Source organism: Stenomitos frigidus ULC18 (genome assembly GCF_003003795.1).
GTDB classification, from domain to species: domain Bacteria; phylum Cyanobacteriota; class Cyanobacteriia; order Leptolyngbyales; family Leptolyngbyaceae; genus Stenomitos; species Stenomitos frigidus_A.
On record NZ_PVWK01000132.1, the window covers coordinates 13,377 to 32,616 of the forward strand.

18 protein-coding genes are annotated in these 19,240 nt (G+C 52.4%); 13 read left to right on the top strand and 5 right to left on the bottom strand.

Annotated features, from left to right (window positions below):
- Window positions 1-16 precede the first annotated feature (16 nt).
- From C7B82_RS24345 to C7B82_RS24375, 7 genes are all read left to right on the top strand, one after another.
- The gene (locus C7B82_RS24345; protein ID WP_106259334.1) at window positions 17-1,144 is read left to right on the top strand and encodes a carboxylesterase family protein; all 1,128 of its coding nucleotides are present in this window, start codon (window positions 17-19) and stop codon (window positions 1,142-1,144) included.
- A gap of 381 nt (window positions 1,145-1,525) precedes the next feature.
- Window positions 1,526-2,026 (top strand): DUF2231 domain-containing protein, encoded by a 501-nt coding sequence (locus tag C7B82_RS24350; RefSeq protein ID WP_106259336.1) that lies wholly within the window; start codon window positions 1,526-1,528, stop codon window positions 2,024-2,026.
- Entirely contained in the window at window positions 2,023-2,658 is a 636-nt protein-coding gene (locus C7B82_RS24355) for a DUF2231 domain-containing protein (RefSeq protein ID WP_106259338.1), read from the top strand. Before C7B82_RS24350 ends, C7B82_RS24355 begins: the two co-directional genes overlap by 4 nt.
- Window positions 2,659-2,662: 4 nt before the next feature.
- Window positions 2,663-3,640: a cytochrome c oxidase subunit II gene (locus C7B82_RS24360; RefSeq protein ID WP_106259340.1), complete on the top strand. Its 978-nt coding sequence runs from the start codon at window positions 2,663-2,665 to the stop codon at window positions 3,638-3,640.
- 120 nt (window positions 3,641-3,760) lie between these two features.
- Window positions 3,761-5,440, top strand: a complete 1,680-nt coding sequence (ctaD, locus tag C7B82_RS24365) for a cytochrome c oxidase subunit I (protein WP_106259341.1) — start codon at window positions 3,761-3,763, stop codon at window positions 5,438-5,440.
- Between the two features lie 134 nt (window positions 5,441-5,574).
- The gene (locus tag C7B82_RS24370) at window positions 5,575-6,192 is read left to right on the top strand and encodes a cytochrome c oxidase subunit 3 (protein ID WP_106259343.1); all 618 of its coding nucleotides are present in this window, start codon (window positions 5,575-5,577) and stop codon (window positions 6,190-6,192) included.
- Between the two features lie 9 nt (window positions 6,193-6,201).
- The gene (locus C7B82_RS24375) at window positions 6,202-7,722 is read left to right on the top strand and encodes a GMC oxidoreductase (RefSeq protein WP_106259344.1); all 1,521 of its coding nucleotides are present in this window, start codon (window positions 6,202-6,204) and stop codon (window positions 7,720-7,722) included.
- 243 nt (window positions 7,723-7,965) lie between these two features.
- On the opposite strand, the gene C7B82_RS24380 is transcribed toward C7B82_RS24375, so the two are convergent.
- The 3 genes from C7B82_RS24380 to apcA form a co-directional block, all read right to left on the bottom strand.
- A complete protein-coding gene (locus tag C7B82_RS24380; RefSeq protein WP_106259383.1) occupies window positions 7,966-8,163 on the bottom strand; it encodes a phycobilisome linker polypeptide in 198 nt (65 codons plus the stop codon).
- 278 nt (window positions 8,164-8,441) lie between these two features.
- On the bottom strand, window positions 8,442-8,930 hold the full coding sequence (apcB, locus tag C7B82_RS24385) for an allophycocyanin subunit beta (protein WP_106259346.1): 489 nt from the start codon (window positions 8,928-8,930) through the stop codon (window positions 8,442-8,444).
- Between the two features lie 60 nt (window positions 8,931-8,990).
- The gene (gene apcA, locus C7B82_RS24390) at window positions 8,991-9,476 is read right to left on the bottom strand and encodes an allophycocyanin subunit alpha (RefSeq protein WP_106259348.1); all 486 of its coding nucleotides are present in this window, start codon (window positions 9,474-9,476) and stop codon (window positions 8,991-8,993) included.
- Window positions 9,477-9,899: 423 nt separating this feature from the next.
- On the opposite strand from apcA, the gene cbiB reads away from it, so the two are divergent.
- Window positions 9,900-10,892, top strand: coding sequence for an adenosylcobinamide-phosphate synthase CbiB (gene cbiB, locus C7B82_RS24395; RefSeq protein ID WP_106259349.1), 993 nt, complete (start codon window positions 9,900-9,902; stop codon window positions 10,890-10,892).
- A 99-nt stretch (window positions 10,893-10,991) separates the two neighbouring features.
- On the opposite strand, the gene C7B82_RS24400 is transcribed toward cbiB, so the two are convergent.
- Window positions 10,992-12,554: a pentapeptide repeat-containing protein gene (locus tag C7B82_RS24400; RefSeq protein ID WP_245940074.1), complete on the bottom strand. Its 1,563-nt coding sequence runs from the start codon at window positions 12,552-12,554 to the stop codon at window positions 10,992-10,994.
- A gap of 290 nt (window positions 12,555-12,844) precedes the next feature.
- Here C7B82_RS24400 and C7B82_RS24405 point away from each other — a divergent pair, with 290 nt between their 5' ends.
- Window positions 12,845-13,681, top strand: a complete 837-nt coding sequence (locus C7B82_RS24405) for a prephenate/arogenate dehydrogenase (RefSeq protein ID WP_106259385.1) — start codon at window positions 12,845-12,847, stop codon at window positions 13,679-13,681.
- 131 nt (window positions 13,682-13,812) lie between these two features.
- Here the strand turns inward: C7B82_RS24405 and C7B82_RS24410 are convergent, their stop codons facing one another.
- Window positions 13,813-14,760, bottom strand: a complete 948-nt coding sequence (locus C7B82_RS24410; RefSeq protein WP_181357647.1) for an extracellular catalytic domain type 1 short-chain-length polyhydroxyalkanoate depolymerase — start codon at window positions 14,758-14,760, stop codon at window positions 13,813-13,815.
- Window positions 14,761-15,207: 447 nt separating this feature from the next.
- Between C7B82_RS24410 and C7B82_RS24415 the strand changes: the two genes are divergently transcribed.
- The 4 genes from C7B82_RS24415 (at window position 15,208) to C7B82_RS24435 (ending at window position 18,881) form a co-directional block, all read left to right on the top strand.
- A complete protein-coding gene (locus tag C7B82_RS24415) occupies window positions 15,208-15,975 on the top strand; it encodes a hypothetical protein (protein WP_106259354.1) in 768 nt (255 codons plus the stop codon).
- A gap of 222 nt (window positions 15,976-16,197) precedes the next feature.
- A complete protein-coding gene (locus C7B82_RS35290) occupies window positions 16,198-16,545 on the top strand; it encodes a hypothetical protein (protein WP_339375114.1) in 348 nt (115 codons plus the stop codon).
- A 66-nt stretch (window positions 16,546-16,611) separates the two neighbouring features.
- On the top strand, window positions 16,612-17,883 hold the full coding sequence (gene mltA / locus C7B82_RS24430; protein ID WP_245940075.1) for a murein transglycosylase A: 1,272 nt from the start codon (window positions 16,612-16,614) through the stop codon (window positions 17,881-17,883).
- 338 nt (window positions 17,884-18,221) lie between these two features.
- Window positions 18,222-18,881, top strand: coding sequence for an FHA domain-containing protein (locus C7B82_RS24435; protein ID WP_106259357.1), 660 nt, complete (start codon window positions 18,222-18,224; stop codon window positions 18,879-18,881).
- Window positions 18,882-19,240: the final 359 nt, after the last annotated feature.

Genomic DNA, 19,240 nt, shown 5'->3' on the forward strand with positions numbered 1-19,240 from the left:
CCATGAGACCGTTGCGATGACACCGCTATCGATGCAGCGTTTAATCCAATTTGCTTTGCTGGTTGTGCTTTTGAGTCTGGTGGCGATCGGCGACATTGGCCTCCAGAGGAACGCGACCGTGGGCTTATCAATCGGCGATCGGACAGCCGAGGAGGGGCAGGAGCGTACGCGCTTGACGCGGATCAGTGCTGGCAGCACCGAAGACGTTTGGACGTTACCGATCGTTCAACTGGCAGCAACGGCAAGTAAAGTCCCTCAGTACACGACGTGGGCAAACGTTGAGGCGTTGATGATCGCGCGGGTCAATCTGATGACCGATCGCGCTTCAGCCGGAAAGCCTGTTCAGGTGCTGGAAGCGGGTCAGCAACGAGCGACAGGAGCCCTGCAACATTCCTCCAGCGAGGCTTCAAAGGCTCAAGACCCAGTGTTGCTAGCGGCGACTTGGGAAACGCAGAAGGACACCCAAACGATTGATGCTGAAAAGCGTGACCGTGATGGGTGGCATCGACTGCGCCAGCAATTGGATACCGCTATCCGTTATGGGTACTTTGTCAAGCTACCGCAGGGCTACGAAACAGACGCACTCCAACGCTGGCCTGTCATTTACTACTTACATGGTTCTGGCGGCGGTGATCGTGACGCCTGGTCAGGGACAAAAGAAAACGATGGGCCGCAATATTTTGCTCGCACTAAGAACAACTTTCCGTTTATCGTTGTCTCTCTCCGCAGTCCTGGCGGTTGGCATCCACCAGCAGTAAAAGATGTGATGGATGAGGTTGAACGCAGGTATCGCATTGATCCAACACGTGTCTATCTCACTGGCTTCAGTATGGGTGGCGTCGGCACATGGAGCGTTGCGTATGACCAACCCGATCGGTTTGCGGCGATCGCCCCAGTCGGCGGTTTAAAGGGCGATCCATCACGAGCCGCTCAGTTAAAGTCTATTGGCGTTTGGGTCTTTAATGGAGCCAACGATCATGTGACACCAGCAGCAGACGCACGAGTCGCGGTCAAAGCGCTACGAACTGCTGGAGTGTCAGTCAAGTACACCGAGATTCCCAATGCTGGACATGTCGAGTCGCTAGACATCGCCTACCGCAACCCAGAGCTGTATACCTGGTTCCTCAAACATCATCGTCCTTGAAGCTTGGACAAGGCTTGGAGCTTACGTAGCGGCACTTGTGCTCAAACGGTTGCTCACACCCTGACAAAAGCACCTGACTATTAGTATTGACGTAGCGCTATCAAGCGCACGGACACCGATCGAGGTCTCAATTACCTGATCGGGAAAGCCCGCGATCGAGAGCTGATTCGTTCGGCTCAGAGCCTAAGGTCTCCCAGGTTATTGCGAAAATAGCACAGTTATTGATAATCTTCTCTGTGTCTTCTGGCTTAAGAAGTGTAATGTGATTACCATATCTATTAAGTACAAGAAGTTTATGAGAGACTTCGTGACATTAGTCTTGATGTTGCATGGTGAGTAGTACGTTTGGTGATTTAGCCCTCGATCGCCAAGGAGAATCGCATGTTTGAGTATCTTCCGCCTCTCAATGACCACAACCTTCCCTACCCCGATACCATTCACCCGATCGTCGTTCACTTTGTGATTGCGATGGTGCTGTTTGGCGTGTTTTGTGACATTTTAGGCTCACTGACGCGCAATCCCCGCTTGTTTGAAGTGGGTTGGTGGAATCTATTTTTTGCCACGCTTTCGATTTTCATTGCCGTGCTGTTTGGGCAAGTCGAAGCGGGTTTATCAGAACCGTATGCAGCGGCGCGATCGGCACTGAATATCCACACCTTACTGGGTTGGTCACTCTCGGCAATTTTGGCTGGCATTACGGCATGGCGTTTCATCATTCGCTCCCGTGATCCGCAAACGCTACCCAAAGCGTTTCTGGGTGTCGGTGTACTACTGAGTGCGCTCGTGTTTTACCAGGTGTATTTGGGCGACAAGCTGGTCTGGGTGTATGGGCTGCATACAGTGCCAGTGGTAGAAGCAATTAGAGATGGGGCGCTGCGATGAATCCAGAACTCATTCAACAGGTAAGCGATCAGCTCGGTGCAAACGGCCTACCTTACACCATCCCCATTCATCCGAATCTGGTTCATATTACACTCGGTCTTTTCATCATCGCGATCGCTTTCGATATTGCGGGCGTCCTGTTTCCACTGGAAAAATCCATTCTCAAGTTTCTGTCGATCGATGCGGTGCGATCGAATTTTTTTGATGTGGGTTGGTACAACATGGTGGCAGCAGCCGTTGTCACCTTTTTTACGGTAGCAGCAGGCTTTTACGAAATTATGCTGGCAACCCCGCCCGCAAATGTGAAAAGCGCCTGGGGCTTACAGGCAATGGAGACAATGCTGTGGCATGGCGTTGGCGGTGTGTTGCTGCTGGCGTTGATTGTCGGCATGGCCGTCTGGAGAGGCTTTCAACGGTTTGTCTGGCGCAAAGATACGGCCAGACAGGTGCAGTGGAGCTACGTGCTAGCAGGCGTTTTCATCCTTGGCATTATGTTTGTACATGGCACACTAGGAGCGCATTTGGCAGGGGAGTTTGGTGTACACAATACAGCCGATCGCCTATTAAGGGCGGGTGAAGACCCCAATATTGTGCTGCAACAGTCTGGAAAAAGCCCGTCAACAGGAACGTGACGTCATGAAAGCCGTAAGTTATTTGCCGTGGGTGGTGTATGCAGGGTTTGTCATCCTGGTCAGCTTGTGGATGGGACAGCAATCGCATGGCTGGTTACCCCCGCAAGCCACTGCCGAATCAGTCTTGATTGACGACCTGTTCGGCTTCCTGGTGACATTGGGGACGATCATTTTTTTGGGCGTGTTTGGCGTGTTGGCGACTGCGATTCTCACCAGCCAGGTCAGTCGGTTTGATCTTGACGATGGCCCGCCGATCGAGGGCAATGTCACGTTGGAAATCGTCTGGACAGTGATCCCCGTGCTGCTGGTCACTTGGATTGCGGCAACCAGTTTCAATGTCTACAACCAGATGAGTATCCAGGGCCCAATGGAGGTGGTGCATCTGCATCATTTGGGGATGGAACCTGCCTATGCGGCTACGCTGGACGAAACGGGACAGCCGATCGAAGACATCGAAGTGAACGCAAAGCAGTGGGTGTGGACGTTCCACTATCCGAAGCAGAATGTTACCAGCACGGAATTACATGTGCCCGTCGATCGGCGTGTTCGTCTCGCTCTGTATTCTGAAGACGTACTACATGGCTTTTTCGTCCCTGCGTTTCGCCTGAAGCAGGATATTTTGCCCAAACGCACGATCGACTTAGAATTCACGCCCATCCTGGAAGGCAAATATCGGCTCGAAGATTCCCAGTTCAGTGGCACTTACTTTGCCGCTATGCAGGCAGATGTCCTGGTCGAGTCGGCTGCTACGTATCAAGACTGGCTCAAACGCGCCGCTGCTGCAAAACCAACCCCAGCGTTCAATCAAGCGTATTCAGAGTACTATCGCGGCGAACCCGACAAACCCGTCGAAGTGGGCTGGGCATCGGTGCCACCGGCAAAGCCACCAATGGTCAACCAGCCCACACCACAGGGGATTGACAAGGAAGTGCCGGATAAGAAAGGGATTGAGAAAGACATGGAGCAAGGGAATGGGGAGTAGGGAGTAGGGAATGGGGAGCAGAGGAGGCAAGAGTTTTGTGCTGACCGCTGACCGCTGACCGCTGACCGCTGACCGCCAGTTGCCAAAAACTAACAACCAATAACCAACCACTTCTTCCTCATGACAAACATTTCAGTCGAGAACCTGGGCGGCAGTGAGGCAGAGCCTCGAAGCAAACCGCCGGAATGGCGACGCTACTTTTCCTTTAGCCGCGATCACAAAGTGATTGGGATTCAATACCTCGTCACTTCCTTTGTGTTCTTTTTAATCGGCGGGTTTCTCGCCATGATTATCCGCGCTGAGTTGATTACGCCCAAGTCAGACGTGGTTGATCGTGCGCTCTACAACGGCATGTTCACCATGCATGGCTCGATCATGATCTTTTTGTGGATCTTTCCGACCTTGCTGGGTCTAGCCAATTACCTGGTGCCGCTCATGATTGGCGCGCGCGATATGGCATTCCCAACCCTGAATGCGGTGGCGTTTTGGATGGTGCCTGTCTTTGGCATTTTGCTGTTGAGCAGCTTTTTTCTGCCGGATGGCACTGCACAGGCAGGCTGGTGGTCGTATCCGCCCGTGAGTCTGCAAAATCCAGGTGGGCACCTGATCAATGGGCAGTTCATCTGGATTCTGGCAGTCGCCATTTCAGGTGTGTCATCCATTATGGGTGCGGTCAACTTTGTGACGACGATCGTGCGAATGCGCGCACCAGGCATGACCTACTTTCGGATGCCCATCTTTGTGTGGACGGTGTTGAGTGCTCAGATGATTCAACTCGCGGGGTTGCCGGTGTTGACTGCGGGAGCTGTCATGCTGTTGTTTGACCTCACACTGGGGACCACCTTTTTTGATGCCGAAAAAGGTGGCAATCCAGTACTGTATCAACACTTTTTCTGGTTCTACTCCCATCCTGCCGTCTACGTAATGGTGCTGCCGATTTTTGGTGTACTCTCTGAGATTTTTCCTGTCTACTCGCGCAAGCCCCTGTTCGGCTATAAAGTCGTGGCAGTTTCTTCGTTAGCCATCACAGGTTTGAGTGTGCTGGTCTGGGTGCATCATATGTATGCCAGCGGTACACCTGGCTGGATGCGGATGTTCTTCATGTTTACGACGATGTGCATTGCTGTGCCCACAGGCGTGAAGATCTTCGCCTGGACGGCAACCGTCTGGAAAGGCAAGCTGCGGCTAGATACCCCGATGCTGTTTGCCTTGGGTGCGCTGGTGATGTTTTTGTTTGCGGGCATTACAGGCGTAATGCTGGGTTCCGTTCCGATCGACATTCACGTCAACAACACCTACTTTGTGGTTGGGCACTTCCATTACGTCGTCTACGGCACGATCGCAATGGGCATGTTTGCCGCCATCTACCACTGGTTCCCCAAAATGACCGGGCGGATGTATTACGAAGGCTTGGGCAAACTGCACTTCTGGCTAGCGTTTATCGGCACCAACCTCTGCTTTCTGCCGATGCACCCATTAGGCTTACAGGGAATGCTGCGTCGCGTCTCTTCCTATGACGACCAATACGCCTTCTGGAACGTGCTTGCCAGTCTGGGCGGCTTTCTGTTGGGGATGTCTACGCTGCCCTTTATTTTGAATATCGTGGGCTCCTGGGTACAGGGCAAGAAAGCCCCCGATAACCCTTGGCGTGCGATCGGGCTGGAATGGATGATCCCTTCTCCACCACCAGAAGAAAATTTCGAGGAAATTCCGATCGTCGTCTCCGGCCCCTACGGCTACGGCATGAATGAACCGTTGACTGCAACCGAATCACCTGAAGAAGTGGCGGCAACGCAGTGAGGGATCGTTGTTAGTTGTTGGTTGCTGGTTGTTAGTAGCGGTCAGCGGTCAGCGGTCAGCTTTTCCCCTACGCCCCTCACCTCCTCACTCCCCTTGCCCCCTCTACTCCCCACTCCCTACTCCCCACCCCTTACATGGACACATCCCTCATCCCCAATCAGTTACAGCCGCTCCCTGAAACAAAGGACGGACATGAGCATGGTGAACATCCTGATAACCGCATGTTCGGGTTCATCGTGTTTCTGCTTTCCGAGAGCATGGTGTTTTTGGGCTTTTTCGGTGGTTACATTGCCCTAAAGCTCACGACATCAGACTGGCTACCGCCTGGAGTAGATGGGTTGGAAACCTTTGATCCAGCAATCAATACGGCCGTGCTGGTTTCCAGTAGTTTTGTGATTTACTTTGGGGAACTAGCGTTAGAGCGTAACAAGCTAAACGTCTTTCGCTTATTTTTGTTCGCCACGGCGGCGATGGGGACGTATTTTTTGGTCGGGCAGGCGATCGAGTGGAACGGTCTGAGCTTCGGTCTGACGAGCGGCTTGTATGGTGGTACATTCTATTTGCTGACAGGCTTCCACGGGCTGCACGTTCTCGTTGGCATTCTGCTTCAACTGGGTGTGTTGATTCGATCGTTCACACCCAAGCACGCGACGCCTGAAAATCACTACGGCTTTGCCGCGACATCGTTGTTCTGGCACTTTGTCGATGTCATTTGGATTATTTTGTTCAGCTTGATTTATCTCTGGCAGTGAGGACTACCAATGATTGTTGACGATCAGTATTACGACGTAATTATTATTGGTACGGGTGCAGGCGGCGGCACACTGGCATACAAGCTGGCACCCACCGGGAAGAAAATTCTCATTCTGGAGCGGGGCGGTTTCATGCCCCTGGAGGAGCAGAACCGCAGCAATGTAGATGTGTTCCGCAAGGAGCGCTACCATGCACCAGAGCAGTGGTACGACATTTCAGGGGAACCCTTTTCACCGCAGACCAATTATGCCGTTGGTGGCAACACAAAAATCTATGGGTCTGCACTGCTGCGCATGCGAGAGCGGGATTTTGAAGCCGTAGAGCATCCAGACGGCCTTTCGCCAGAGTGGGGGCTGAAATACAGCGACTTTGAACCCTATTACACGGAGGCAGAGCAGCTCTATAAAGTGCATGGGCAGATGGCTGAAGACCCCACTGAGCCACCGCACAGTGCGGAGTATCCGTATCCTGCCGTTGCCCACGAACCCCAAATTCAGGCGGTTGTAGAGGCGATCGCCCAGCAAGGTTTGCACCCAACCGCCATTCCCCTCGGTCTCACGCTTCAGGACGACGACCCAACCAACGATTCTGAAGTCAGCGGGATTGCGCCAGCACTGAAGTTTCCTAATGTGACGTTAAAGACTGACGCCAAGGTCTTGTATCTGCATACTAATGAATCCGGCAAAGTCGTGAAAGCGGTACAGGCCGATGTAAACGGTAAACCTCATTTGTTTTTGGGCGATCTAGTCGTGGTGGCTTGTGGCGCGATCAATTCGGCGGCGTTGCTATTGCGATCGGCTAACGAAGCGCACCCCAAGGGTATTGCCAATAGTTCTGACCTGGTGGGTCGCAACCTCATGAAGCACCAGATCTCGTCAGTTGTGCAGTTGAGCGCACCGAACTCTGGTAAATTTCAGCGCAGCGTGAGCGTCAATGATTTTTACTGGGGCGAAAAGGATTTTCCCTACCCGATGGGTCATATTCAAAACACCGGTGGTTTACTACAAGACGTGATTTTTGCCGAATCGCCGCCCATGCTCTCGGTCTTTGCCAAAGTGCTGCCCAACTTTGGACTGCAACAGTTAGCGACACGCTCGATCGGCTGGTGGGTGCAGACTGAAGATTTGCCCGATCCCAATAACCGTGTGCGAGTAAATGGTGAAAAGCTGTACGTCGATTACATCGCCAACAATACCGAGACGCATGCGCGGTTAGTGTACCGCTGGACAGAAGTGTTGAAGACCACTGAAAAAACTGTGAAACAGTCTGTCCTACAGCGTAGCGGGATGCATCCTCACGGCGAAGTGCCGCTGCAAGTGGTGGCGAACCAATGTGGCACCTGTCGCTTTGGCACTGACCCAACGACGTCTGTACTGGATCTGAACTGTCGCACTCATGAGGTCGATAATCTCTACGTGGTCGATGGCAGCTTCTTTCCATCTAATGCTGGGGTGAGTCCAGCGCTGACGATTATTGCCAATGCGCTACGGGTGGGTGATCATCTGGTCGATCGCTTAAAAACAAGCTAATTAAGAGCGTGCAGCCTTTGCAAACGTCGCCCTGCAATTAATCACGGGCGGGTGACGCCATGAACGAGGACGTTTGAAACTCTCGCTCAAAACAATTGCCCCGTTGCTTAACGTTGCAAGGGGGCAATGAGAGTAGATAAGCTCAGGCGATCGGGTAAAGCGTGTGTCTTTAATGCTCGATCGCGGTGACCAAATGAAGTGTTGGCATCACCGCTGCGAAACATTATCAACCCATACCAAGCTTCAGGAAATGCCTGTGTTTGTTCCGGGCTTACCCGTTGCCAACTCAACTTTAATAATTTTGCCACCCATTTTCATAATGCGTTGCTGTTCGCGGAACCAGTTATCGTAAGGAACCAGTTTTGTAAAATAGGTATTCTGCAGTTCCCGCTGTGTCCGAATACGAGTTTGGCTAGGAACGCAGGCAGTCACCTTAAACATACGCGCCATAAGGGTTATCTCTCCTGGATGGGTTAAGCAATTTTTGATTTGAAGGGAAGTCGAGAATGGTTTTGATTGATTCAGTGCGTTTTGAAGCAGAGGATCTTATCAAAGAGGCTGCAACCGAACGGAGGACAAGGGCTGGAAGTCGAAAATCAATATTAGACCGCTAAAGCAAGCCTACCAGATAGAAGGAGCCTTTGACGAGCTAACACTCATCTCAGACTTCCAGCCCTCACACCAAAGCGATTAGCAATGAGCTAACAGCTCAGGAAAGGCTAGCTTAAGCCAGAGGAGATGTAGTCGAGGTAAACACCCAACTCTTTGCCAGCGTCAGAACCCACTAGACCAGCGGCAACTTCTTTGATCGCTTGGATTGCTTGAATGGTCGAAGAAACTGGAACGCCTAAGGAGTTATAGGTTTCTTTCAAACCGTTGAGCACGCGCTCATCCAGGATGGAAGGATCGCCAGCCAGCATCGCATAGGTTGCATAGCGGAGGTAGTAGTCGAGGTCGCGAATGCAAGCAGCATAGCGACGGGTGGTGTACATGTTGCCACCGGGACGAGTGACATCAGAGTACAGCAGGGACTTTGCCACAGCTTCTTTGACGATCGCAGCTGCATTAGCACTAACAGTGCCTGCTGCCCGAACCCGTAGTTCACCTGTGTTGAAGTATGCCTTCAGCTTTTCCAGAGCGCTGCTGTCCAGATATTTGCCCTGAACATCGGCGGAATTAATTACAGAAGTGATTGCGTCTTGTGCCATGATTTTGGGTCCTCAGAGTTTCGTAATTTTCAAATACTTAGCAATGTGCAGAAACAATGATTACTGCAAAGCGCCAATGACGTAGTCGAAATAAGCACCAGCTTCAGCCGCATCTTCACCAGAAAGGAGAGAGGTAGCAACACTCTTAAGGCCACGAACACCTTCGCCAACCGCTGCGATCGGGGTTCCCAGAGAAGAGTACATTTCACGCACGCCCACGATGCCGATTTCTTCGATCGGGGTTACATCACCAGCGACAATACCGTAGGTCACAAGACGCAGGTAGTAGTCGAGGTCACGCAAGCAGGTTGCAGTCATTTCTTCGCCATAAGCGTTGCCACCAGGAGAGACAACGTCAGGACGCTTTTGGAATAGCTGATCGCCAGCTTGCTTGATGATGCGTTCGCGAGATTCGGTCAGCGTTTGAGCGATCCGCAGTCTCCGTTCGCCAGTGGTGACAAAGCTCTTGATGCGATCTAGTTCGCCAGGGCCAAGGTAGCGAGCTTCAGCATCTGCATTCACGATCGATTTCGTGACAATACTCATTGATGGATTCCTCCAGAAGAATGTAACCGATGTTGTTACGGGTCGTGTATTAAAGGGGAAATACCCAAGCAGGCTCTGAGTCTCCCTGAAACTGATTGGAGAGGGTGGGCGCGATCGTGCGTCAACCTACTCACGCTTGCCAGAGCTTACAAACAGTTGTGACTGCTTCGCTCAAACCCTGGCAAGGCTTTAAATCAGCTTCAGCTGGGCTGCCGAGGCATAACGCTTTGTGGCAGTTTTACCCTGTACTTCCGAAGCGTTCAAGCGGTCTGGAATTCCAGATGCTTTGAAATCTTGGATCGTACAGGCGCTTCAGACTCAGCTCCCTTCCGTAGTTAATTTTGCGGCATCACGTTCCCTGTCCCTGATGGAGCGTAATAGATTGTAATATTATCCTCATGTTTAAAGGGGCACTGCGATCGTCTGTTCAATACCACACTTTATGGATCAACGGCTGTTTTAGTCTTCGCAGCAGTGTTGGATTATTGGCTGGGTGACCCTCGCGGTTGGTGGCATCCAGTACAAGGAATGGGGTGGGTGATCACTCATGTCTCACGCTTGGCATTCCGTTTTTTGCAAACACCCGTCGCCTTACGATGGGCTGGAGTCTTTCTAGGCAGCAGTTTGATTGTGGGCAGTGGCTTGGTGGGATGGCTGCTGGTAGCGATCGCCCACCACACTCACCCCCTGTTGGGAACGATGACGGCGAGTGTGCTGCTGGCAAGCTGTTTAGCGGGTAGAAGCCTTAGGGACGCTGCAAATGACGTCCTGAGTGCCCTCAGCACGGGAGATTTGGTCAACGCTCGCCGTCGCTTGAGCCAGTACGTTGGTCGCGATACGGACGGCTTGTCCGAAACAGAGATCTTGCGCGCAGTGTTCGAGACGGTTACAGAGAATGCCACTGACGGGGTACTTGCGCCTCTTTTCTATGCTCTTGTAGGAGCCCTCCTACCGGGCGGCAGCGTCCCGCTAGCACTAGCCTATAAAGCCGCCAGTACGCTCGATTCGATGGTCGGCTACCGTGATGCACCTTATACCGATTTGGGTTGGTTTAGCGCCAAAACAGAGGATGTGTTGACCTGGCTTCCCTGTCGGTTGACCGTACTGACGATCGCCCTACTGTCGCGAAGACCACTGCACGTCTGGCGACTTTGCCTGCGTGATGCACCGCAAGACCCCAGCCCCAATTCTGGCTGGAGTGAATGTGCCTACGCCGCCGCTTTGGATGTGCAAGTCGGCGGTATCAACTGGTATCGGGGAGCAGCCAAGCACAAACCCTTGTTAGGCGATGCCCTTCAACCCATGACCGCAAGCGCCGTCGATCACGCGCTCCGACTCACTCGCTGGAGTATGCTGCTCTGGCTAGCAGTCTTTTTAAGCGCCCTTTACGTGAGGAGCGTTTTGAGTTTTGAGTAGCACTTTGTGCCGCTACGCTAGAGAGTTTTGAGCTTTCAGTTTGGAAGCGAGGAGTCATGGGTTAGAAAGTGACAAGTGACGAATGCCCACTCCTCCTGCCTACTCAGCGCGATGAAAACCCTGGATGAAATTGACTAGCTCCGTTAACGGCGGAAGATGGTTAGACGAGGACTGAGGTGCGATCGCGATTACGGTGGGATCAAGCTTTGCCATCATTCGTTTGCCAAAAAGCGGATGGCAATGCAGCGTCAAACTGTGATTACTAGAGTTAATCAGCATAGTTTTGGTCGGAGCGTGGAAGAATGAGATTTTGCTCAGCGTTTGCAGAGAAGCTTCTGACAGCTTGAACTCGTTGACCTGAGTCAGCGTCTGTGTCAAGGCCGCTTTGAGCGGTTGAAACCACTCCAGCACGCCAAATCGAATCTCTATCTCTGCCGACAGCAGCAGTTTTACAAGGGCGATCGTGCGCTGCTGAACCTCGATCGCATCCTTAAACGGAAACAGGGCAACGCAGCAAATAGCAAAGAGTTGATCATCGCGATTCAGCTCAAACGTCAGCGTAGTACGACGACGACCCACCTGGATATTGGGTGGGCTAAACGCCAGGTGGTAATGTTGCGCCATCTGACGGTAAGTCACTGCAAGAGCATAATGGGCGTCCTGATCGAAAATATCGTCAATCATCAGACGTACAGTTGGCGGTGCCGCATGAAAAAACCCGGTCTCATCGCCAGAGAAACGGTAAATCTTGCTCTGGTCGCCGATCGGACTCAGATCAACCCACTCACAAATAATGCCATCCGTTTTCACACCAAAGTGTGGCACGTCGTAGAGCTTGGCTCCTGTGAGAGTCGCACCACTCAAGTCTGCGCCAGCCCAGTCTGCACTAATCAAGTTAGCTCGTGTGAGATCGACGTGCACGAGCGTCGTGCCGATGAGGTTCGCGTTGCTGAGGTTAGCACCTGTCATGTTTGCACCACTCAGCTTGGCACCACTCAGGTCTGCACCACTCAGGTCTGCGCCACTCAGGTCTGCCCAGCGTAGGTTTGTGCCGCTCAGGTTAACCCCTCGCAGGTTTGTGCGGCTTAAATTTGATTGCCGTAATTCTGTGTTGCTGAGGTCGGCACCGCTGCAGTCTGCGCTGCTCATATCGGTGCCGTGGAGGTTTGCTTCAGCTAAATTAGCGCCCGTCAACACCGTCCATTTGAGATCGGCGCGGCTTAGATTGGCATTTGTGAGGTTGGCATTGCGGAGTTTGGCATCTTTAAGGTCAGCACCGCTCAAATTAGCGCGACTGAGGTTGGCGTTGCTCAGGTCTGCCCGGCTCAGTTCCGCTCTCACAAGCGAGGCTTGACTCAAATCAGCACCCGTCAAATCAGCAAGCGTCAGATTGGCAACGTTGAGAATGGCTTCACTCAGGTTGGCTTTGGCCAAGTTTGCGCCACTGAGTTTCGCAACATTCAGTTTGGCTCGACTCAAGTTGGTTTCACTCAAGTTCGCCCCGCTGAGATTTGCCACGCTCAAATTACCGCCACTCAGATCTGAGCGGCTCAAGTCAGCACCACTTAGATTAGCTTCATTTAAGTTGATGCCAGCAAACGTACGTTCACCCGCTACATAGCGTTTGAGAACATCCTCAGCTTTCATTCCCTCAGCTTTCATTCAGATTTACCTTTACAACGAACTCAGGCCGCTTTAGAGCCAGCGCTTCGATCACTGAACACGCTTTAGTGTGCCTATAAAAATTATCAACGAAAATTCTCAATGAGATCGTTATGACGAAGCCCGATGCTACGGCACAGTCCAATGCTAAGGTGCCCGCATTGAGCTCAAAAATTAGCCTGCGCTCGATCGAAGGTTTGGGTTAACAACAGTGGATGATAGACATAAAGGCTTTAGTAATGGGGCTTTGGCACACCTCAGGCTAAAGATTAAACATGATGGAAGGTGGCATGAAGATTGGCATGATCGGGTTGGGGCTCATTGGCGGTTCGCTAGGGCTGGCTTTGCGATCGCATGGGCACACAGTTTTGGGCGTTAGCCGTCAGGCACTCACCTGCCAGCGCGCGATCGCGCGCGGGGCCGTTGATGATGCCAGCCTTAGCCTCAGCCTGATGCAAACCGTTGATGTCGTCTTTCTCTGTACGCCTTTGGCAGCGATGCAGGCGACTGTGATCGAATTGGTGCCCCATTTAGCAGCCGACACTGTACTCACTGATGTTGGATCAGTGAAAGGTTGGGTGGTGGAGACGATCGCGCCCCTCTGGTCAAACTTTGTCGGTGGACATCCGATGGCGGGGACTGCCGAAAGCGGCATTGAAGCGGCACAGCAGGATTTGTTCATCAACGCTCCTTATGTCTTAACGCCGACTGAAACCACGCCAGCACGGGCAGTACAACTCATCGAAGACCTGGTGCGACCGCTACAAACCCGACTCTATCATTGTCATCCAGACGATCACGATCTTGCCGTTGCCTGGATCTCGCATTTACCCGTCATGACCAGCGCCAGTCTGATTGCCGCTTGTCTTGATGAAGCCGATCCAGCCGTTTTAGGGCTGGCACACGCACTCGCCAGTTCTGGCTTTCGGGATACCAGTCGAGTTGGTGGTGGCAACCCTGAACTGGGTGTCATGATGGCGCAGTACAATCAAGCCGCCCTGAGGCGATCGCTGCACGCCTACCGCGATCGCCTCGACCAGATCATTACCCAAATTGAGCAATCAGACTGGCAATCGCTAGAAGCCTTACTCAAGGAGACGCAACAGTCGCGATCGGAGTTTTTGTAGAAGGGGGAAGGGGGAAGGGGGAAGGGGGAAGGGGGAAGGGTGAGGGGAGGCAGAGGAAGAAGTTTTGAGTTTTGAGTTGCAAGAGAGAAAGCTTGAGTTTCCCTACTCCTCACCCCCCACTCCCCACTCCCTCACCCCTGGCCCAGTCGATGTCGCTGAAAGAAGCTCCAGATTTCCTCGCTGCCGTTCAGCAATGACGCTGATCCAGAACCACCTCTGGGCCATACATGTCCAACTCCTTTCAGCGTCACCAGTTCGACTTCTGAGCCGCCCTGACAGTTGGGATAGCGGGCAATTTCAACCCGATCACCCGTTAGCTGCTTGACGTGTGGTGATGGTGGGCAGTTGTTGCGGCGTTGCCAAAAGTCGATCGTGCCTGGCACCGATAAAATCGAGCCATAGCCCAAATTTCCGCCCTGCCAGGGGACTTTACGATCGTCAGTACCGTTAATCATCAGGATGGGTACAGGCGTTTGAGGGTTGCAGGAGCCTTGTAGCTGGCTGGGAAGGGTTGCTACGACGGACGCAAAGGCCGCAATTTGAGACGACGACTTGCAGGCAAGCCGCTGTACCAAAAAGCCACCATTCGATACACCTGCTGCATACACTCGACGGGGATCGATCGCCCGCACCTGCTTAATATGGGCAATTAAAGCAGGCACAAAGCCAACGTCATCGACACCCGTCAGAAGTTTGTTCAGCGGATTCCAACGACGATCGATGCCGTCAGGGTAGACCACTACAAAGCCTTTCTGCTCCGCTGTTTGGTTGAAGCCAGAACCGTTTGCCAGATCTTTACCCTGAGAGCCGTAGCCATGAAAGGCCAGTACTAGGGGTACAGGGCGATCGGGCTGATATGTTTTCGGCGTGTAAAGGTGATACGTCCGCCGTTGACCTTCATAGACCAACTCGCCTGTCGCGTCTCCCAACTGCAGCGGTTGAGCCGCAGAGGCCGCATCTGAGTGCGGCGACGCCTCACGTTTCCCTGACGGTAGCCGGCAGGCCGTTAGCCCGATCGCGATTGCCATTGGCAGTGGAACCAGCCGAACCACACGCCACCAACCCACAACTCTGTTCATCACAGCAGGCTCCATTTAGCGTCGAGAACTCACTGCTGTCATGCGGTAAAGCCACCGTAACAAGCAGCTTTTGTGAACAACCCGTATCGTTAAGTCGGCAAGCTTAACAAAAATTCATGAGTAAGAAGTCTGTCTCTAGATTGATTATCTTGCTCCAATCACATGGTCTTGCCCTAGATCAACCGACTTATTTTGGTACAATTGTACCAATGCGGTAAAGTAGAGCCGCTTTATTTAAGAAACGATCGGGTTTAGCGATCAATTCAGCTGACTCCTGACCACTAACCAGTCTGCACTTGAACGGAGCTACGTGTCAGTTATCTCATTAGGGTATGCAAGCCGTTCATCTCTGGATACAATGTGCCAACACGGCAAGGCGGGAAGGTCACTCAGAGCATACAGGCTCTAGTATTGCTGTTGTTTTAAACTCATGAGGCAGAGCGCAGAATGGCTATTATTGCCCTCAAAGCCTGGTATCTCCAGGAATATGAGCCGATTAAAGAATTAGAAAAACGTCCCCACGATCTGCGCCTGAGCAAAAATAGTTTGCTGAAGTCAGGACTAAGAGCAGACTTTTTAGAAGACAGCGCCGAAGTAAAGCAAGCCGTTTGGTTTCAGCGCTATTTAGAGGGTGAAGCCGTCGAGTTTTACATTGAAGGTAGCGGTGGGTATGCGATTGCCAACATTGACCTCCAAAGCCACGAAATTTACTTTTCCAAGCAAGATGCCCTGACGCATCTGGAGCCAACGATCTTTCTCTGCTATCAAACCGAGTACGCTGAGTCCAGCGATTTACTACGCGAAGAGTTGCAGACCTTCATTGAGAAAATCAACCCACGATCGCGCCTGCCCTTAACGCTCGTCGAATCCCATCGCCTAACGGATGGGCCGACCCGTTTGAGCAGCAAGATGATGCGATCGATTCGCCAAAGTTTGCTGTTTATCGCCGATGGCACCTCGATCGCCAGCATTGATGACACACCGCCTCAACTCATTCCCAGCCCTAAAGTGTGTGTCGAAGTGGGTTATGCGTTGCAGTGTAAACGCGCTGAACAAATTATTCTGACGCAGATGGAGCGCGCCGACTTGCCCGGACAGTTCCCCTTCGATCTTCCCAGTCAAAATCGCCTCGTCTTCAAAGACAAACCCCAACTCCACAAAAGCCTGCCCTCGCTGGTGCAGACGCAACTGCAGCGGTTTAATCTTTTAGCCTAGAGTGATCGGTCGTCGGACAGCAGAAAGGACGTAGGAACGCATTTCATGTTCTTACTAAGAAGGTTAAAAGCTGATCGCTGATAGCTGACGGCTGATAGCTGATAGCTGATAGCTGATAGCCACTCACTGATAACTTCATACCTATTTCTGGGCAATGTTAATGTAATCAGCCTAACTGCACCGATAATTGGGAAGGTTCTCACGCATTTAAGGGAACGGACTATGACAGGTAACTTCAACCAACCACAACCAGGCGATGCTGTCGCTGCGGGAACGCCCAATCAGGGAGCGGCTCCGGGCGAACAACGACGCAGTAAATATGCTCGCACGCCCACTGAATATGCCGTACACATCTTGATTGATGGCGGGCACCGTGAAGAAGTGCGGTTTGCCACAATTCAAGAATTTCAGAAGTGGTATAGCAGTGAGCTGGTGCCCAAAGCAAGCTCCCATGACTTCATTACAGTGCCCATTAAGAATGTCCAGGGCGAGTATATGGTACTGCGTCCCTCACGAGTGCTAGGCATTCGCGTGGAGCCCGTCTTCAGCTCTAGCGTCGAGCGGTTCTAAGGTGGGTAAAAGGCTCTACTACTATAGGGGCGCAAGGCCTTGCGCCCTAGCTGAGCAAGACAAGTTGTGGGTAATTTGTTTTCTGGAAGTCGCTTAAATTCAGGCATGACGAGAGGGACAGTAGCGATTAACCGTTGGTTTGCGTGCTTCTGCACTGGTATCGCGCTGACGACTGCAATGTTGCCAGCACAATCGCGCGCTGAAACGGCGATCGATCGCCCCGTCAAGCTTCCAGTTGCAGCCCCAAGCCGATCCTCTAGTGCCCTTGTGCAACTGCCAAAGCCGCCCGTCGGTGAATCAGCGACGAGCCAGCTTCTAGGCGACTTCAGCACACCTGCTGATCGTCGTTCGCTGCTAAGAGCGATCGATTACAGCCTGCGTTACTTGCAAACAGAACGGGCGATCGCCGCATATCGTCGGCCTCCAACACCTGGCATTACCCGTGAGCGGGTTGCACGTAGCTTGAGACGCTTTCGGCAGTTGCTTCTTACAATAGCCTCCGCAAAGGCTCTACAGGCAGCGATCGAGCGTGAGTTTGTGTTCTATCAAGCCACAGGTAAAGATGGTCAGGGTACGGTGGCATTCACGGGCTATTTCGAACCCGTTTATGCTGCCAGTCGTCGTCCGACCGCAGCCTTCCGCTATCCTCTTTTTCGGCTGCCGCCTGATTTGGCGAACTGGTCGAAGCCTCATCCTACTCGCCTTCAGCTAGAGGGTGCCGATGGTTTGCAGTTTCAAAATCGTTGGCTTAAGGGCTTGGAGCTTGTGTGGCTACGCGATCGACTGGAAGCCTTTCTCGTACAGGTACAAGGCTCAGCACGGCTGCAACTGGTAGATGGCGGTGTGATGACGGTTGGACATGCTGGCACAACAGATTATTCATACACCGGGATCGGTCGAGAGTTAGTCAAGGCAGGCAAATTTAAGCTGGAAGATCTGACGCTCCCCCTGCTGATCCAGTATCTGGCTGACCACCCCGACGAGCGTGATGTGTACCTGCCTCGCAATAACCGCTTTGTCTTTTTTAAGCCCACGGATGGTGCAGCAGCGATCGGCAGCTTAGGCGTACCCGTGACCGCAGAACGGTCGATTGCTACTGATAAGACCCTCTTTCCACCCGGCGCGCTGGCGTTGATGCAGACACAGATTCCCTACCCGAATGCCGCTGCTCAACTAGAAAAGCGTTTCGTCAACCGCTATGTGCTGGATCAGGATACAGGTGGTGCCATCAAAGGCGCAGGGCGAGTGGATGTCTTTATAGGCACAGGTCAATTGGCAGGCGATCGGTCAGGGCTGATCAATGCTCCTGGAGCCCTTTATTACCTGCTGCTCAAGTGAACGACTCAAGCGTCGAATGAGAAGGTTTCTGTGTTGAAGCACCAGGGTTTAGTTGACTCAAACCAAAGAAACGTGGTTTCTAGAATGAAGCCCCCTTTGCATCCCCACACCCCACACCCCATACTCTATCCAAGCGCCCTATACTGCTTTCACCTGGGCAATGCCCACACCTTTCAACGGTGTCTGTGCTTGCTCAATCGCTCCTTGACGATCGTCAATGACTCGTGACAGTTCAGCTTCTGTCCACTGAGAAGCCAGTCTCCGTTAGACTGAGATGACTTCCAGGGCACCCTAGTCTAAACCGAAAAGGTCGTCACACCCTTGTTTAGAAAGCGCGAATGAACCCGAAACTCAGCTCATTTGAAAATCAACGACAGCCTACTGGGCAGCAACCCTCGATCGAGCATACGGAGGCTCAATTGGAACCGTTTGATCTGTTTGGCGACGGGGATGATGCGTCGTTTGCCAAAGCTGCAACGTTGATGATGGATCTGCCAGGAGGCAAGCCAGAAGCCGTCAATCTTGAAGCGCCCTCAGAACCGCCGAAGTATATTCAGGGTGTAGTGCAGGGAAAGCAGGCTTTTATCATTACGAATCTGCCTGATGAAACGCAAACCCTGGCTCAGCCTCAGATGGTCTGGACGATCGGTCGTCATCGAGAAGCTGCGATCCCACTGAGAGATCGTGCGATGTCTCGTCGTCATGCAGTCATTCTTTACATCCAGAGCGTTGGCTTTCAGTTGGTTGATCTAAACAGCATGAACGGCTCGTTTATCAATGGCGAGCGGATTCAGCAGCGTCGTGTACTCAAAGATGGCGATCGCATCCGGGTCGGCAGCATCCACTTTACCTTTTATGTGAGCCACCGTTCGCGCGCGCTCGATCCGATTCATCCTGAAGTGCTGGCTCGCTTCAACACGACCCAATCGCGCTCTGCAGACTTCATTGACTATGCCGAACTTGAAGACCCCGAAGTGTTGTTTAAGATTCGAACCTGAGCAGCAAAAAGGGACACAGCACTGCTGCATCCCTCAAAGTCGTCTGGATCCAATGACCCGATCGATCACGTAGGACTTGTTAAAAAATAACTGCACCTTTTGGCTGAGCTATCAGCGTTCAGCTATCAGCGTTCAGCTATCAGCGTTCAGCGCTTGGGATCGTGGATCAATTAATCTGAACATTTCCCTTCTGTAGGGACGTTCCATGTCACGTCCCTACAGCAAGAATTACACCTTATTAAATCTGCGTTCCTTAGAGAAAAGCTGAACGCTGACGGCTGAACGCTTAAACCCATGACGTTAGTTGCTTGGCAGCCCCGTAGGGGTTTGGCAGTGCCAAGACCCCATCCCATCGGGGA

Coding starts and splice junctions, on each gene's coding strand:
- C7B82_RS24345 (WP_106259334.1), top strand. CDS start 17: ATGACACCGCTATCGATGCAGCGTTTAATCCAATTTGCTTTGCTGGTT.
- C7B82_RS24350 (WP_106259336.1), top strand. CDS start 1,526: ATGTTTGAGTATCTTCCGCCTCTCAATGACCACAACCTTCCCTACCCC.
- C7B82_RS24355 (WP_106259338.1), top strand. CDS start 2,023: ATGAATCCAGAACTCATTCAACAGGTAAGCGATCAGCTCGGTGCAAAC.
- C7B82_RS24360 (WP_106259340.1), top strand. CDS start 2,663: ATGAAAGCCGTAAGTTATTTGCCGTGGGTGGTGTATGCAGGGTTTGTC.
- ctaD (WP_106259341.1), top strand. CDS start 3,761: ATGACAAACATTTCAGTCGAGAACCTGGGCGGCAGTGAGGCAGAGCCT.
- C7B82_RS24370 (WP_106259343.1), top strand. CDS start 5,575: ATGGACACATCCCTCATCCCCAATCAGTTACAGCCGCTCCCTGAAACA.
- C7B82_RS24375 (WP_106259344.1), top strand. CDS start 6,202: ATGATTGTTGACGATCAGTATTACGACGTAATTATTATTGGTACGGGT.
- C7B82_RS24380 (WP_106259383.1), bottom strand. CDS start 8,163: ATGTTTAAGGTGACTGCCTGCGTTCCTAGCCAAACTCGTATTCGGACA.
- apcB (WP_106259346.1), bottom strand. CDS start 8,930: ATGGCACAAGACGCAATCACTTCTGTAATTAATTCCGCCGATGTTCAG.
- apcA (WP_106259348.1), bottom strand. CDS start 9,476: ATGAGTATTGTCACGAAATCGATCGTGAATGCAGATGCTGAAGCTCGC.
- C7B82_RS24400 (WP_245940074.1), bottom strand. CDS start 12,554: ATGAAAGCTGAGGGAATGAAAGCTGAGGATGTTCTCAAACGCTATGTA.
- C7B82_RS24405 (WP_106259385.1), top strand. CDS start 12,845: ATGAAGATTGGCATGATCGGGTTGGGGCTCATTGGCGGTTCGCTAGGG.
- C7B82_RS24410 (WP_181357647.1), bottom strand. CDS start 14,760: ATGAACAGAGTTGTGGGTTGGTGGCGTGTGGTTCGGCTGGTTCCACTG.
- C7B82_RS24415 (WP_106259354.1), top strand. CDS start 15,208: ATGGCTATTATTGCCCTCAAAGCCTGGTATCTCCAGGAATATGAGCCG.
- C7B82_RS35290 (WP_339375114.1), top strand. CDS start 16,198: ATGACAGGTAACTTCAACCAACCACAACCAGGCGATGCTGTCGCTGCG.
- C7B82_RS24435 (WP_106259357.1), top strand. CDS start 18,222: ATGAACCCGAAACTCAGCTCATTTGAAAATCAACGACAGCCTACTGGG.